The sequence below is a fragment of the Chryseobacterium sp. POE27 genome (genome assembly GCF_039727685.1).
Lineage (GTDB): Bacteria > Bacteroidota > Bacteroidia > Flavobacteriales > Weeksellaceae > Chryseobacterium.
On record NZ_CP152475.1, the window covers coordinates 2967233 to 2981215 of the forward strand.

At 36.6% G+C, this 13983-nt stretch carries 13 protein-coding genes and 1 pseudogene; 6 read left to right on the top strand and 8 right to left on the bottom strand.

All coding sequences use genetic code 11. The features are described from left to right. Nucleotide 1 precedes the first annotated feature (1 nt). Nucleotides 2–1135 carry a serine hydrolase gene (locus AAHI02_RS14075; protein WP_346983781.1) on the bottom strand — a complete coding sequence of 378 codons (1134 nt, stop codon included), beginning with the start codon at nt 1133–1135 and terminating at the stop codon, nt 2–4. 85 nt (nt 1136–1220) lie between these two features. On the opposite strand from AAHI02_RS14075, the gene AAHI02_RS14080 reads away from it, so the two are divergent. Next, nucleotides 1221–2519, top strand: coding sequence for a M48 family metalloprotease (locus tag AAHI02_RS14080; protein ID WP_346983782.1), 1299 nt, complete (start codon nt 1221–1223; stop codon nt 2517–2519). A gap of 29 nt (nt 2520–2548) precedes the next feature. Here AAHI02_RS14080 and AAHI02_RS14085 read toward each other — a convergent pair whose 3' ends face one another. The 3 genes from AAHI02_RS14085 to AAHI02_RS14095 form a co-directional block, all read right to left on the bottom strand. After that, nucleotides 2549–3517 carry a hypothetical protein gene (locus tag AAHI02_RS14085; protein WP_346983783.1) on the bottom strand — a complete coding sequence of 323 codons (969 nt, stop codon included), beginning with the start codon at nt 3515–3517 and terminating at the stop codon, nt 2549–2551. Between the two features lie 32 nt (nt 3518–3549). After that, nucleotides 3550–4074: a hypothetical protein gene (locus tag AAHI02_RS14090; RefSeq protein ID WP_346983784.1), complete on the bottom strand. Its 525-nt coding sequence runs from the start codon at nt 4072–4074 to the stop codon at nt 3550–3552. An 83-nt stretch (nt 4075–4157) separates the two neighbouring features. Continuing rightward, the gene (locus AAHI02_RS14095) at nt 4158–5699 is read right to left on the bottom strand and encodes a glycine--tRNA ligase (RefSeq protein WP_346983785.1); all 1542 of its coding nucleotides are present in this window, start codon (nt 5697–5699) and stop codon (nt 4158–4160) included. Nucleotides 5700–5930: 231 nt separating this feature from the next. On the opposite strand from AAHI02_RS14095, the gene AAHI02_RS14100 reads away from it, so the two are divergent. Together AAHI02_RS14100 and AAHI02_RS14105 are read left to right on the top strand one after the other, a co-directional pair. Next, nucleotides 5931–6662, top strand: coding sequence for a pseudouridine synthase (locus AAHI02_RS14100; RefSeq protein WP_346983786.1), 732 nt, complete (start codon nt 5931–5933; stop codon nt 6660–6662). Nucleotides 6663–6989: 327 nt separating this feature from the next. Then, nucleotides 6990–8013: pseudogene (locus AAHI02_RS14105) on the top strand (quinone-dependent dihydroorotate dehydrogenase). Between the two features lie 67 nt (nt 8014–8080). Here the strand turns inward: AAHI02_RS14105 and AAHI02_RS14110 are convergent. Further along, entirely contained in the window at nt 8081–8962 is an 882-nt protein-coding gene (locus AAHI02_RS14110; protein WP_346983787.1) for a hypothetical protein, read from the bottom strand. 9 nt (nt 8963–8971) lie between these two features. Further along, the gene (locus AAHI02_RS14115; RefSeq protein WP_346986622.1) at nt 8972–10216 is read right to left on the bottom strand and encodes a DUF445 domain-containing protein; all 1245 of its coding nucleotides are present in this window, start codon (nt 10214–10216) and stop codon (nt 8972–8974) included. 146 nt (nt 10217–10362) lie between these two features. On the opposite strand from AAHI02_RS14115, the gene msrB reads away from it, so the two are divergent. The 3 genes from msrB to AAHI02_RS14130 all read left to right on the top strand — a co-directional run bounded on the left by msrB (nt 10363) and on the right by AAHI02_RS14130 (nt 12081). After that, a complete protein-coding gene (msrB, locus tag AAHI02_RS14120; protein ID WP_346983788.1) occupies nt 10363–10806 on the top strand; it encodes a peptide-methionine (R)-S-oxide reductase MsrB in 444 nt (147 codons plus the stop codon). Between the two features lie 127 nt (nt 10807–10933). Then, the gene (locus tag AAHI02_RS14125; RefSeq protein WP_346983789.1) at nt 10934–11692 is read left to right on the top strand and encodes a murein L,D-transpeptidase catalytic domain family protein; all 759 of its coding nucleotides are present in this window, start codon (nt 10934–10936) and stop codon (nt 11690–11692) included. A 59-nt stretch (nt 11693–11751) separates the two neighbouring features. Next, entirely contained in the window at nt 11752–12081 is a 330-nt protein-coding gene (locus AAHI02_RS14130; RefSeq protein WP_346983790.1) for a hypothetical protein, read from the top strand. A 233-nt stretch (nt 12082–12314) separates the two neighbouring features. Here the strand turns inward: AAHI02_RS14130 and fabF are convergent, their stop codons facing one another. Beyond that, nucleotides 12315–13556, bottom strand: coding sequence for a beta-ketoacyl-ACP synthase II (fabF, locus tag AAHI02_RS14135; protein WP_346983791.1), 1242 nt, complete (start codon nt 13554–13556; stop codon nt 12315–12317). Beyond that, nucleotides 13557–13982: a PaaI family thioesterase gene (locus AAHI02_RS14140; protein WP_346983792.1), complete on the bottom strand. Its 426-nt coding sequence runs from the start codon at nt 13980–13982 to the stop codon at nt 13557–13559. Nucleotide 13983: the final 1 nt, after the last annotated feature.

The window sequence follows — 13983 nt, forward strand, 5'->3', positions numbered from 1 at the left end:
ACTACTGAAATAATCTTACCGTTTCATTTACCAGAAATTTCACCTGATCCGGCCTTCCTCTATCGTTTTTAGGGAGATTGTTGTAGTTTCCGGTTCTTACGATGACCATATTATGCTCCGGAATCATGATGATGTATTGTCCCTGCAAGCCTAAAAAATAGTAATGTTTAATTGGGTTATCGTTGTTAATCCAAAAGCCCATTCCGTAAATCTCTTCAGATTTTTCTGTCGGTGTCCGCATTTGGTTAATAAAATCAAGGTTTAAAATCTGTTGGAAATTCACTTTTCCATTATTTAAAAATAGCTGACCAAGTTTCGCAAAATCACGGGTGTTGGAATGGATGCAGCAATATGTTTTTTCCATTCCGCTTTCGTCGGTACTCCATTCTGCATTTTGCTCCATTCCCAATGGAATCCAGAATTTTTCTGATAAATAGCTTGCTAGCGACTTATCAGCAGCCTTTCTCACAGCAAATCCTAAAAGTTGTGTAGCGCCACTCTGGTATTCAAATTTTTCTCCCGGATTCTGTTTGAATTTTCTTGAAAAAGTAGCTTTTATAAGACTTCTTCCGTAATATGCTCTGGCATTCGGCAAAAAGGGATTTTTATAATTTTCTTCCCAGTTGAGGCCGGATTCCATCTGTGCCAGATTTTTCAGCGTTAAATTTTCTGTGAATTCTTTACCTTTAAATTCATTAAAATAATCGGAAAACTTATCGTCGATACTGCTGATTTTTCCTTCTTCAATGGCTTTTCCTAGCAGCATGACCGTAACAGCTTTTGCCATGGAAAAAGAGTTGGTTTTTGAGAATTTATCATAGCCGTTCCAATATTGTTCGTGAATGATTTTTCCATTACGGATAACAAGAAAAGAAGCTGTGTTGGAATGTGTTAAATCTTCAACTACGTTTTTCGGTAATTCTTTTTTATTGTATTCAGGATCTTCTTCCCACGGAACGGGATTTCCGGCAGCAATTACATTATGGGAGAAAAATTTGCCGTCATCGATATTGGCACTCATTTTCCCTTTCAGGTAGGTTTTTGATATCCCGTTGAAAATATAGCTGTATCCGAAAAGATAAAAAAGTGCTGCTGCAATGACAACAAAGGCCACAAAATAAATAAGAATTATCATACGAATTGATCTTGAAACAAATTTAAAATAAATTTGAAAATATGAGGCGAAATGGTTTATTTTTGTGATTTATGATGTGAAAACGATGAAAAAACTAATTTCCTTTTTATTGATATACTGTTTTGTCAGCACCTTTGGACAGGATTATAAACCAATTGATTCGGCAGATTACTTACAAAGAACGAGTTTCATTAGAAGTTTTTCCTTAAATACCGAAAATCTCATTAAAAATACCAAGGACCGCTATTCAGGAAGGCCGGGAAGTGAGCTTGCGAAAATTTATAAAGAATTAGGCAAAGATTTTGAAGAAAAGATAAAAGAAAAAGACTTTGTTTTTAATTCAGTTTTCGATTCCGAATTAAAAAATCTTATCGATCGTCTCCGTAAAAGCAATCCTCAGATTCCGCAGAATCTGAAAATTCTGGTTGCTAAAGATAATACCCCGAACGCCTATTGTTTTGCAGACGGAACTTTTGTGGTCAATATGGGACTTTTCAGTTGGCTCAATAATGATGATCAGTTGGCTGCGGTAATATCTCATGAATTGGGACATAAGATATCTGAACATACACTGAAAATTTTACTGGGCATTATTGATCAGAATAAAATGGACAAAATGGTAGTTCATGATATAAAATCAACGAGAGAAAATCGGAATGAAAAGGCTTTTGATGTTCTTAAAAACAGAATATACAGGAAAGGAGCCGAAAACAGAAAACAGGAAATGCAGGCAGATTCTTTGGGATATGTTATTTTCAGGAATAGTGATTTTAAGAAAAATGAATTTGTGAATGCTTTAAAAAGACTTGAAGATTTTGATACCATTTCACCGAGAGAGCTGAAAGTAGAAACTTACAGAAAATATTTTAATCTTCCCAATCAGGCATTCAAGGAAAAATGGCTGCAGAAGGAGGATTTTTCCCTTTATAATTATAATCATTTTAAAGAAAAACTCAATAAAGATTCGTTGAGGTCACACCCTGAAATTTCCTTAAGAATTGATAATCTCAAAAAACTTTTTCCTGAACTGAAATCCGAGGCTGCCGACGAAAAACCTTCAGCGTCTTATGTAAAACTTGAAAAGATTGCAAGAATGGAAACATTACCAAATTTCTATCATTCTGAAGATTACGGAGTGGGAATTTATACAAGTCTGCAGTTTTTGCAGGATGGCGAGGAAGAGAAATATTATCAGAGTTGGCTCGGAAAATGTTTTGCTAAAATCTATGAAGCCCGGAAAAACTATAATTTAAACCGATATCTGGATCGGGTAGATCCGAAAAACCAAAGTGAAAGCTATCAGCAGTTTCTGAATTTTATGTGGAATCTGAGTTTGGATGAAATAAAGAATATTGCAGATTACTATCAAACAAAAACATCCTGATCTTCACAATCAGGATGTTTTTGTTTATCTTAATAATTGAGTCTTTCCAGACGTACTTTGTTGAACTTTTCTTTTGCGTTGAATTCCCTTAGTAAAATGTAGCCTTCTTTAGCGATATAGGGCGTCACAACGTAATTGTCTTTTTCGGAAATGGTCACAACTTCCTGCTTGAACTCTCCTTTTATGAGCGTATTAATAAAAAGTTTCCATGCTTTTTGTTTAGTTTCTTTGTCTTTCTGATAATCTCTGAAAAAGAAAACCACATCATTTCCATCATTGATATACTGCGAAAAAAGATAGTCGCCAGTACTCAGAGATTTTTCTTTTTCAAAAATTTTCGCCCCTTTTATTTTAAAATCTTTATCTGTATAAATGTATACTAAATCTGTGGTTTTCGCCAGTCCGGTATTAAAATCAATTTTTTGTTTTTCGAGGAGCAGGCCTACACTTCCGTCTTTCATGAAAAATACATCACGAGGTTGCAAATGGTAGCTTTTTTCTACATATCCCAATCGGTCTATTCTTGGGATGTATGAAGAAAGATTAGACAAATAGTCTATTTTTTTGGTATTGACATCCAGCGTACTCTTATCAATAATCATCCGGGCAAATCCTGTTCCCAGTTTATCTTCAAAATTTCTGCCTACGATAACGATTTTATCATCAAAAGTTTTGTCACCATCTAAAATTCTTGTTGCTGATGAAAAGGTTGCAATATTTTCTAAAGTATCATCGGAAAGCCCTGTAATCGGTTGATTACTTATTTCTTTTCCGGTTTTCATATCCAGCACCAAAAGGGAGAATGCTTTTTTATCATCATTCACTTTTTTTAATATCCCATAGATGCGGTCGTCATCTTTTTCAAGAAGCTCTAAGGACGAAAAAACCTTTTTGTCACCATTGGTATTATAGCTGTATCTCCAGATTTCTTTTTTATTTTCATCAAATTTGATGAAGCTGTTTTTATTAATATACTTTCCATAATGATTATATTCCACAGCGAGATACCCACCTTCTTTAATTTCGCTGACTACAGAAATATAGTTGTAGCCTTTTTCTTTTTTCTCGGTACGACTTTCTTTTTTTCTTCTTTAAATGTTTTGGGCTGTGTAATTTCTTTAAATGTTCCATCCTCCTGATAATCGTAATATACTTTGGACTTCACCGTATTGGTTGTTGGGTCTATGACCATGGAAACAGGTGCAGCAGCATCCTTTGCGAAAGCCTGAGTATAGTTAAAGTCTGATGGGCGTAAAATAATCTGCCCTTTAAAATCTATATATCCGAAATAATCTGCCACTAAAAGCCCTGCTTCAAACTCTTTATTGGCTACAGGATTCAGATTTTTATCTAAAATTACATACTCAAATTTTTGCTTCCTGTCTTCTGTTTTTCCGTATGAATAAATAGAAACATAGCCATAAAGATTATCCTTGGTGTCAAAAAGTGCATTCATTCCGACGTTTTCGCCCGAGGCTAAAGAAGTTAAATCCTGTGTCTGAGCATAGAAAAAGACCTGAGTAAGGCCAAGTATCAACAATGTTATTTTTTTCATGGTAAAATTTGAAATTTAAAAATAATAAATTAACTGATAGTTTTAACGAAAAATAAAAGCCCTGATTTCTCAAGGCTTTCTGTCTATATTTTCGAAAGTAAATTTCTGAAACTTGTTTTCTCATCAATAATTCTTCTCAGTTCTGAAACCGGTACTCTTTCCTGTTTCATCGTGTCCCTGTCTCTGATCGTTACGGTATGATCTGTAAGAGAATCGTGGTCGATGGTGATACAGTAAGGCGTTCCGATCGCATCCTGTCTTCTGTAGCGTTTTCCGATCGCGTCTTTTTCCTCGTAGAACAGATTGAAATCATATTTTAAATCATTAAAGATCTGCTCGGCATATTCAGCTAAACCATCTCTCTTCATCAATGGAAGAATGGCTGCTTTAATAGGTGCTAAAGCCGGCGGTAAAGATAAAACCGTTCTTTCGGAACCGTCTTCCAATACTTCGTCTTTCAGACAGTTAGAGAACAAAGCCAGGAATAATCTATCCAAACCAACAGAAGTTTCCACCACATATGGTACGTAGTTTTCGTTTCTTTCAGGATCGAAGAACTGAAGCTTTCTTCCCGAGAATTTTTCGTGCGCTTTTAAATCAAAATCTGTTCTTGAATGAATACCTTCCAGTTCTTTAAAGCCGAATGGGAAATTAAATTCAATATCAGCAGCAGCATTCGCATAGTGAGCTAATTTCTCGTGATCGTGGAATCTGTAATTTTCGTTACCTAATCCTAAAGCTAAGTGCCAGTTCAGACGCTTTTGCTTCCACTGTTCGTAGAATTCAAGCTCTGTTCCCGGAGCTACGAAGAACTGCATTTCCATCTGTTCAAATTCACGCATTCTGAAAATGAATTGTCTTGCCACAATTTCATTTCTAAAGGCTTTTCCGATCTGTGCAATACCAAAAGGAAGTCTGTGACGGGATGTTTTCTGTACGTTTAAAAAGTTAACAAAAATTCCCTGTGCTGTTTCGGGTCTTAAATAAAGATCCATCGCAGAATCTGCAGAAGCACCCAGTTTCGTTCCAAACATCAGGTTGAATTGTCGTACTTCCGTCCAGTTTTTAGAACCGGTATCAGGATCGGTAATTTCCAGTTCTTCAATCAAAGCTTTTACATCCGCAAGGTCTTCATTTTCCAGAGATTTTGCCAGTCTTGAAAGAATGGCTTCTCTTTTGGCTCTGTATTCCAAAACTTTTGAATTCGTCGCCACAAATTGTTCCTTGTCAAAAGACTCTCCGAATCTCTTCGCTGCTTTTTCGATTTCCTTGTTTTCTTTATCTTCAATTTTGGCGCAATAATCTTCCACTAAAACGTCTGCTCTGAAACGTTTTTTAGAATCTTTATTGTCAATCAACGGATCGTTAAAAGCATCTACGTGGCCCGATGCCTTCCATGTGGTAGGATGCATAAGGATCGCCGAATCGATACCCACAATATTTTCGTTAAGCTGTACCATCGCTTTCCACCAATACTGTTTGATATTATTTTTGAGTTCAGCACCATTCTGTCCATAATCATAAACAGCGGATAAACCATCATAGATCTCACTCGAAGGGAAAATAAAACCATATTCTTTCGCGTGAGAAATCACTTTCTTGAAAACATCTTCTTGCTTTGCCATAATTTTTTAACGTCTGAAGTGCAAAAGTAGTGAAAAAGAGGGAAGTTGGGAAAAGGAAGCAGCAAGTTTTTAGAATGCAGAAAATCAGGAGCCGGGAACCTGCTTTCGCTACTCGCTTTTCTATTGATTTTGGCGCGGCGGCGGAGCCGCCACGCCAAAATCAATAGAAAGAGCTCAGACATGCCGCTCAATCAGGGCTAAAGATTAGTGAAAAATCTCTACTTTTGGCAAATGTTAGAAATTCTTTACCATGACGAACATCTCATTGCTATTAACAAACCGAGCGGATTATTGGTGCATAAATCTTTTTACTCCGGAGAAGCAGATACGTATGCGATTCAGGAATTGAAAAAGCAGATTGGACAAAAAGTTTTTCCTGTCCATCGATTAGATCGGAAAACTTCGGGCGTTCTATTATTTACTTTAGATAGAGAAACTTTGCGGGCGATGAGTGATCAGTTTGCAACAAGGGAAGTCGAGAAGAAATACATAGCCATCCTTCGGGGCTGGACGAAAGAAGAAGAAACCATCGATTATGATTTAATTAATGAAAATGAGGTAAAACAGAATGCCATTACTTACTATCGTCGTCTACAGACTTCGGAAATCGATTTACCTTTTTTAAAACATCAGACTTCGAGATATTGTTTAGTAGAAGCAATTCCTGAAACAGGACGATTTCATCAGTTGAGAAAACATTTTAAGCATATTCTGCATCCGATCTTAGGCTGTCGGAAGCATGGCTGCAACAAACAGAACAAATTGTTGCTGCAGACTTTCAATATGACCAAAATGACGCTTCACGCCTATCAACTCACCTTTAATCATCCGGTCTCTAACGAAAGAATTACACTGAATGCAACGATCGATGATGAGTTCAAGAGAGTAGGAGATATTCTGAATCTGGATTTGAGTGAATATGTAAAGGATGATGAAAGTTCGGTTTGTCAAGCAATTAGCTGATATCTTTTTGTGGTAAAATTAGTCACGCAGATTTTGCAGATAGCGCAGATTTTTTTATTACTGGATTTTTTGACACAAAGATGAATTATTCAAGCCGTTTACTTTAGTTGGCAAAGGCAAATAAATTTGCTGCGCGAAGTTCATACACAAGTTTATTCAATCAGCGGGCTGATTAATCTTTTTTCTTGAAATAATACATTTTTAAAAGAAATTCTTTGCGTTAAAAAACTACTATATTGGTACAATTTAATTCGGACAGTTGACCTTCTGTCTCTGTAAGCTCACATTTCCAACTAAAATCAATATCTTTGTATTCCAAAAAAAGGCATGTACAAAAAACTGATCCGCCCGATCCTTTTTAAATTTGATCCTGAAGAAGTACATTATTTTACTTTTTCAATGCTTAAAAATTTCTCTTTTTTTAGCCAAAATTTTTCTTCCGAAACCTATCGTCGACAGAAGACTGGAAAGAGAAGTGTTCGGATTGAAATTTAAAAATCCTGTCGGATTGGCAGCGGGTTTTGATAAGAATGCTGTGCTTTTTGAAGAACTTTCTGATCTTGGTTTCGGATTTATTGAAATTGGCACTTTAACGCCGAAAGGACAGCCGGGAAATGATAAAAAGAGATTGTTCCGACTGATGGAAGATTCTGCGATTATCAACAGAATGGGTTTTAATAACGATGGAGTAGATGCCGCGGTTGAAAGATTAAAGAAAAATAAAAACGTCCTGATCGGTGGAAATATCGGGAAAAATAAAGTGACCCCGAATGAAGAAGCTGTAAACGACTATAAAATTTGTTTCGAAAAACTTTTCCCTTATGTAGATTATTTCGTAGTCAATGTAAGTTCTCCAAATACTCCGAACCTTCGTGAACTGCAGGATAAAGAACCTTTAACACAATTGTTGGGAACTTTACAGCAGATGAATTCGGAGAAAGCAGTCCCAAAACCAATCCTTTTAAAAATTGCTCCTGATTTGTCGGATGACCAGCTTTTGGATATCATTGATATTGTAAAAGAAACAAAAATCGCAGGAGTGATTGCAACAAACACAACGCTTTCAAGAGAAGGATTAAAGTCAGAAAATAAATGTGAAACAGGCGGACTTTCCGGGAAACCTCTGACTAAAAGATCAACGGAAGTAATCCGGTTTCTTTCCGAAAAAAGCAACAGAGCTTTCCCGATTATCGGCGTTGGCGGAATTCATACCGCAAAAGATGCGATCGAGAAACTGGATGCCGGAGCAAGCCTTATTCAATTGTACACCGGATTTATTTATGAAGGTCCGGAGCTGATTAATGAAATCAATAAAGAGCTTCTGAAGAGAGCAAGCCGTTTGCCAAGATAATGTAATATAACCCTGAGTTTTAAGGAAAATATTCAACAATAATGGAAGTCAGAAATGGCTTCCTATTTTATTTTGATTTCGTAACCGTTGCGTTTTTAACGTCTACAATTAAATTATAAGCAGGAGAATCTGTTGTCTTTTTAATACTGAATTTCAATATTTTTTGATCTTTAAGTCTTGTTGATGTCGTATCATAGATGTTTTCAAGGCAGCTTTCAATCAGAAAATCTTCATAGCTTTTAAAATTCCAGTCATTGGTAAAATAGAGTATTCTGTAACCTTTCTCACCATCTCCCGCGCCGCACATTCCGCAGTAATTGAAGTTTGATAATTCCTCAAAATATAATAAAATGCGGTTTCCCGATTGATCTGATACATACGATACCAGATGATTTCCACCAAGCTTATTGATAAAGTCGTAGGTATTTATCTTTTTATGATTCGGAACGGTGATATAATTGTTGAACCGGTAGATTCTGGTGTCCTTCGTCTGTAGTTTTACCGGTAGATTTTTATTGCCCATATAGAAAGTTCCGGATGCCTCTTTGTCTCTTTCGCTACCTTTGATGTCGATTATTTCTTTTGCATTTAATGTTTTGGCAATGCTGTCTGATTTTTCGATGAGATCACGTTTTATTGTTTCTTTAAAAAGCCTGACCGCCTTTTTCTGTCCGTCACCAAAATTGAAGAGGTACAGATCTCCAAGATTGTAAATGCCCGTCAGCGGAATTTTCTTTTTGTATTTGTCATAGTAGTACCAGCCATCCACAAAATGCTGATATTGATGACAGTCGATTATATCATCATAATTGAGGTGTAGGGTTATGGGATTTCCGGCAATTTCACCTTTAAAAACCTGAAAAGAGTCTGTCACTTTCTTAAGCTCTACTTTTTGAGCAAAGGAATAAGTAAGACTCAGGATAAATAGTAATGACAATATTTTTTTCATGGTAAGCTTTTATAGAAAGAAATGAGAAATGGTATAGATAATTAATCCGACCAGTCCGCCGACCAGAGTTCCGTTGACCCTAATGAATTGAAGGTCTTTTCCCACTTCAAGTTCCAGCTTTTCGCTTAATTCTTTTCCCTGCCAGTTTCCGACGGTTGAGCTGATGAGGTTTCCGAACTGATGCGTGTTTTTAAGAATGTATTTGTAGGCTGTAACGCGCACCCAATCGTCGATCTTATTCTGAAGGTTTTCATCAGATTTTAGGTTTTCCGAAAATTCATTCAGGTTTCTGGACAGATAAATTTTTAATGTAGACTGTTCTTCCTGCAATTCATTTTTTAAAGTGTTTTTAATAGAAACCCAGATGTCATTTGAATATTCTTCCAGTTTATTGCCTTTTAAAAGATCGTTTTTAATGCTGGTGAATTCTTCATCCCATTTTGGATCTTCCTTTAAATCAACCGAAAATTCATGAATTTTTTGAGTGATCAATGTTCTGATTTCGTGCTGAGGATCTTCTTCGATTTCTCTGAAAAAATCTGAGAGCCCAACAGCGATTTTATCCGCAATCTTATTGTCGACAAATGATGGTATAAATGTGTAACTTCCTTTTTTCACACGTTCTTTGATCATTTCGTCATTCTCAATAATATAATTTTTGATTTGTGAAGACAGATTCGTTACCATTCTCTGATGATCATTTTTCTCGATAATATAGCCGATTCCGTTTCCGACTATTTTGTTGAGTTTGATATCATCGGTCATTTCCTGAACCTTTTTGCTGATAAAATGGCTCACTGCAGAATCATCAAGTTTATTTAAAATATCCAGAACAATATCCGAAAGATTTTTAATCAGAACTTCCTGATTTTTCTCTTTGCCCAGCCATTCTCCTAAAAATCCCGAGATTTTCAGTTTTTGTATATAAGGTCTGATGTTTTGAGGAGAAAGAAAATTGCTCACCACAAAACTCCCGAGATTGTCACCCAGTCGCTGTTTACTGTTTTCAATAAGGTTGGTGTGCGGGATAGGCAGCCCGAGAGGATGGCGAAAAAGAGCGGTAACGGCAAACCAGTCTGCCAAAGCGCCTACCATTGCTGCTTCAGAGAATGCGCGAACATAGCCTATCCAATGTGAATCGATATTTTTCTGTAAAAGAGAAGTAGCAATAAAAACCACTGCCATCAACAGAAATAATCCTGTGGCAAACGCTTTATATTTCCTTAACTGTTTTCTTTTTGCCTCATCATTCATATTCTCAAATTTAGTAAATTTGGTTGTGATGTAGTTCATAACAAAGATTCAGATGTTATAAAATATTTAAAAATATTAATTTAATCTTATATGAATCTTTTGTAGTTAATTTTAAGCCTTTTATTTAAAATACTAAAATAATTTTCATGGAAAACGAAGCAAAAAACAATCCATACTATTCGAGAACAGACAAGACTCCATTGAATATTTCTAATAATGAATGGAAAACAATACTTTCTTCTGATCTTTATGCTGTGGCGAGAGAAGCTGCTACAGAAAGAGCATTTACCGGGAAATACAATGAATTCGATGAGTTGGGTGAATATTACTGTGCTGTTTGTGGGAACCATCTGTTCCGTTCCGATTCCAAATTTTCGAGCAGCTGTGGCTGGCCGAGTTTCTTTGAAGCCGATAAGGATGGCGTTTATTATAAAAGAGATTTGGCATATGGGATGGACAGGGTAGAGGTGCTTTGTAAAAGATGTGATTCTCATTTAGGTCATGTTTTTGATGATGGGCCGAAGCCTACAGGATTGCGGTATTGTATGAATTCCGTGAGCCTGGAATTTGTTCAGGATAATGAAAAATAAGCTGTTTTATTCACAGAATCAGGAAGTTAAAGTTTCTTAAATTTGCGTTAAATTTTGTGGAGTTATTCTTTCAGATCGCTATGTTTTTATACATTTGCTGACTGAATTGGATTTAACATAATATTGAATGAAAGGATTGTATAGCTTATTAAGTATTGTTTACATGGTTACTACTTCGTTCTATCTGTCGCCCCGAAAGGAAATGGCAAAGAATGAAATCAGTACAAAAAAGATTGAAAGACCAACCGATATAAAATCGGTGAAAACCGCGGAAAATACTTCATCCTCAGCAGCAGAATTATACAAGTCTATCGCATTTGAACAAGGACATGAACTTAACGAAGAAGTTTTCTTCAAAGCCTTAACTGGTTTTGAGAATTTGAAGAAAGCTGGTTTGCTTAATCAGGAGTCGCACTTACTTACGGTTTGCGACTTTTCTATGTCTTCAAATACGAAAAGACTTTGGGTAATTGACATGAATGAGCGAAAAGTATTGTTCAACTCATTGGTGGCACACGGAAAAAATACCGGGGAAGAATTTGCTACAAATTTTTCCAATACCGAAAGTTCGCTTCAGAGCAGCTTAGGTTTTTATATTACGGATGCAACGTACAACGGGGACAACGGATATTCTCTGAAGTTACTGGGAATGGATAAAGGCTTTAACGATGCTGCCTACAGAAGAGCAATCGTAATGCATGGCGCCGACTATGTAAGCGATGAATTTGCAGCCATGCACAAAAGAATAGGAAGAAGCTGGGGTTGCCCGGCTGTACCGAGAGATCTTACACAACCGATCATTAATACAATAAAAGGAAGAAACCTTCTTTTTATTTATTATCCCGATCAAAACTATCTTTCTAAATCAGAATGGTTGAAAGCGTAAGTCGAAAATGGAACAGAATCCGGAATTTATTGAAGCGATAAGACTAATAAACGGTCCTGATGGAAACAGTCTTTTTTGAAAAAGGTAAAATTCCTGTTTTAAAACCAATACATACCACTTCTTTCTGGATCAGCAATACAATTGAAGAATGGGAAAAAGCTGAACATGCAGCACCAAGAAAACAGTTTGTTGTTACTTTAAAAGGAAAAATAAGATTTAAGGTAAGTGATGGTTCAACATTTATTATCAAACCCGGAATTATTCTTTTGGCTGAAGATGTAGAAGGAAAAGGGCACAGCTGGGAGCTGGAAGAAGGAGAAAAATGGGAAAGACTTTATATTCCGGTTGCTGATAATGGAGAAAGTTTTTTTATTCCGGATCCTAAGTAGAATTATTTTTTAATTGATTTATAAAAAGCAGTCATTTTTGACTGCTTTTTTCGTTAAAATTTTTGCAGGTATTCTGTCATTTTGTTTTTTGCTTCTTCAAGATTACCGCTGCTTCTTGCGATTATTTTACTTTAATTGCGGGCTAACTTACAAAAAACTCCTATATAAAAATCCCTGCGTTTTAAAAACACAGGGAATAAGATTTAAAATATATCATTTAAGCTGATTGATAATTAAGAAAACTTCTTGAAAATCACCGTAGCATTATGCCCTCCAAAACCAAAAGCATTACTTAAAGCGTAATTGATATTCTTCTCTTTAGCTTCTCCAAAAACGATATTGAGATCTTTCGGGATATTTTCATCAATGCTGTGAAGATTGATCGTTGGAGGTATAATTCCGTTTTCAATAGCTTTAATGGAAAGAATTGCTTCCGCAGCTCCGGCAGCACCCAATAAGTGGCCTGTCATCGATTTCGTAGCACTGATATCGAGGTTTTTACTTCCCTTAAATAATTTATTAATACCGTTCAGCTCTACAAGATCTCCCATCGGAGTGGAAGTTGCATGAGGATTAATATAGTCAATGTCTTCCATATTAATCTGCGCTTCCTTTAACGCCAGTTGCATGGCTTTTATGGCTCCGACACCATCAGGATGAGGTGCTGTCATATGATAGGCATCTGCTGTCATTGCGGCTCCTACAAGTTCTGCGTAGATTTTTGCTCCTCTTGCTTTAGCGTGTTCATATTCTTCCAGGATTAATGATCCTGCGCCTTCTCCCATGACAAAACCGTCTCTGTCTGCATCATACGGACGGCTTGCGGTGGCAAAGTCATCATTTCTTGTAGACATGGCTTTCATAATCGAAAACCCTCCTATGGATGCCGGCGTGATGGCAGCTTCAGAACCTCCACTCACAATAACTTTTGCTTTCCCGAGTCTGATATAATTAAACGCATCCATTAATGCCGTATTTCCTGTCGCACAAGCAGAGATTGTTGTATAGTTGATTCCCTGAAGCCCGAATTTCATGGAGATCATTCCCGAAGCCATATTGGCAATGAATTTTGGAACAAAAAAAGGATTAAATCTTGGTGTTCCGTCTCCTTTCGTGAATTCCATTACTTCGCTTTCGAAAGTCCACATTCCGCCTTGTCCGGTTCCCCAGATAACACCGGTGTCGAAAGGATCCATATTTTCCAGTTCAAGACCTGAATCCTTCAGGGCTTCCGCAGTTGAATACATCGCATACTGTGAAAAAAGATCGCTTCTTTTGATTTCATTGTGGGTTAAATGAACTTTAGGATCAAAATTTTTCACTTCACAGGCAAAATGCACTTTAAATTTTTCCGTGTCAAAATGAGTTATTTTATTTGCTCCGCTTACCCCGTTGATGCTGTTTTTCCAGAATTCTTCGACATTGTTTCCCAAGGGAGTTACAGCGCCGAGACCTGTAATGACCACTCTTTTCATTTAGTTGTTGATTTTGAATAAATTAGAGGTTCCTCTTGCAATCAGGCGAGTTTTGTCTTCGTTCCATATCTCGCATTGTGCATTTACAAATTGTTTACCTCTTTTAATAATTTTTGTTTCTGCTACAATATTATCATTTTCTTTTGCAGTTGAAAAATAATCAATGACATTATTGATTGTGGTGATGAAAGAAGTTTCATTTAAAGAAAACATAGTAGCTCCTATTATATCGTCTACAATGGCTGCGGTTATGCCGCCGTGGAGATTTCCGACAGGGTTCAGCCATTCTGCTCTTACTTTATACTGAAATTCCAGCTGTCCTTCCTTTGCAGAAAGTATAACCGGGTTGAGCCACCTCATAAACGGAGATGGGGATTGGGTAAACTCCTTTCCGATGAATTGCTGTAATTGTGCTAATCTGTCCATA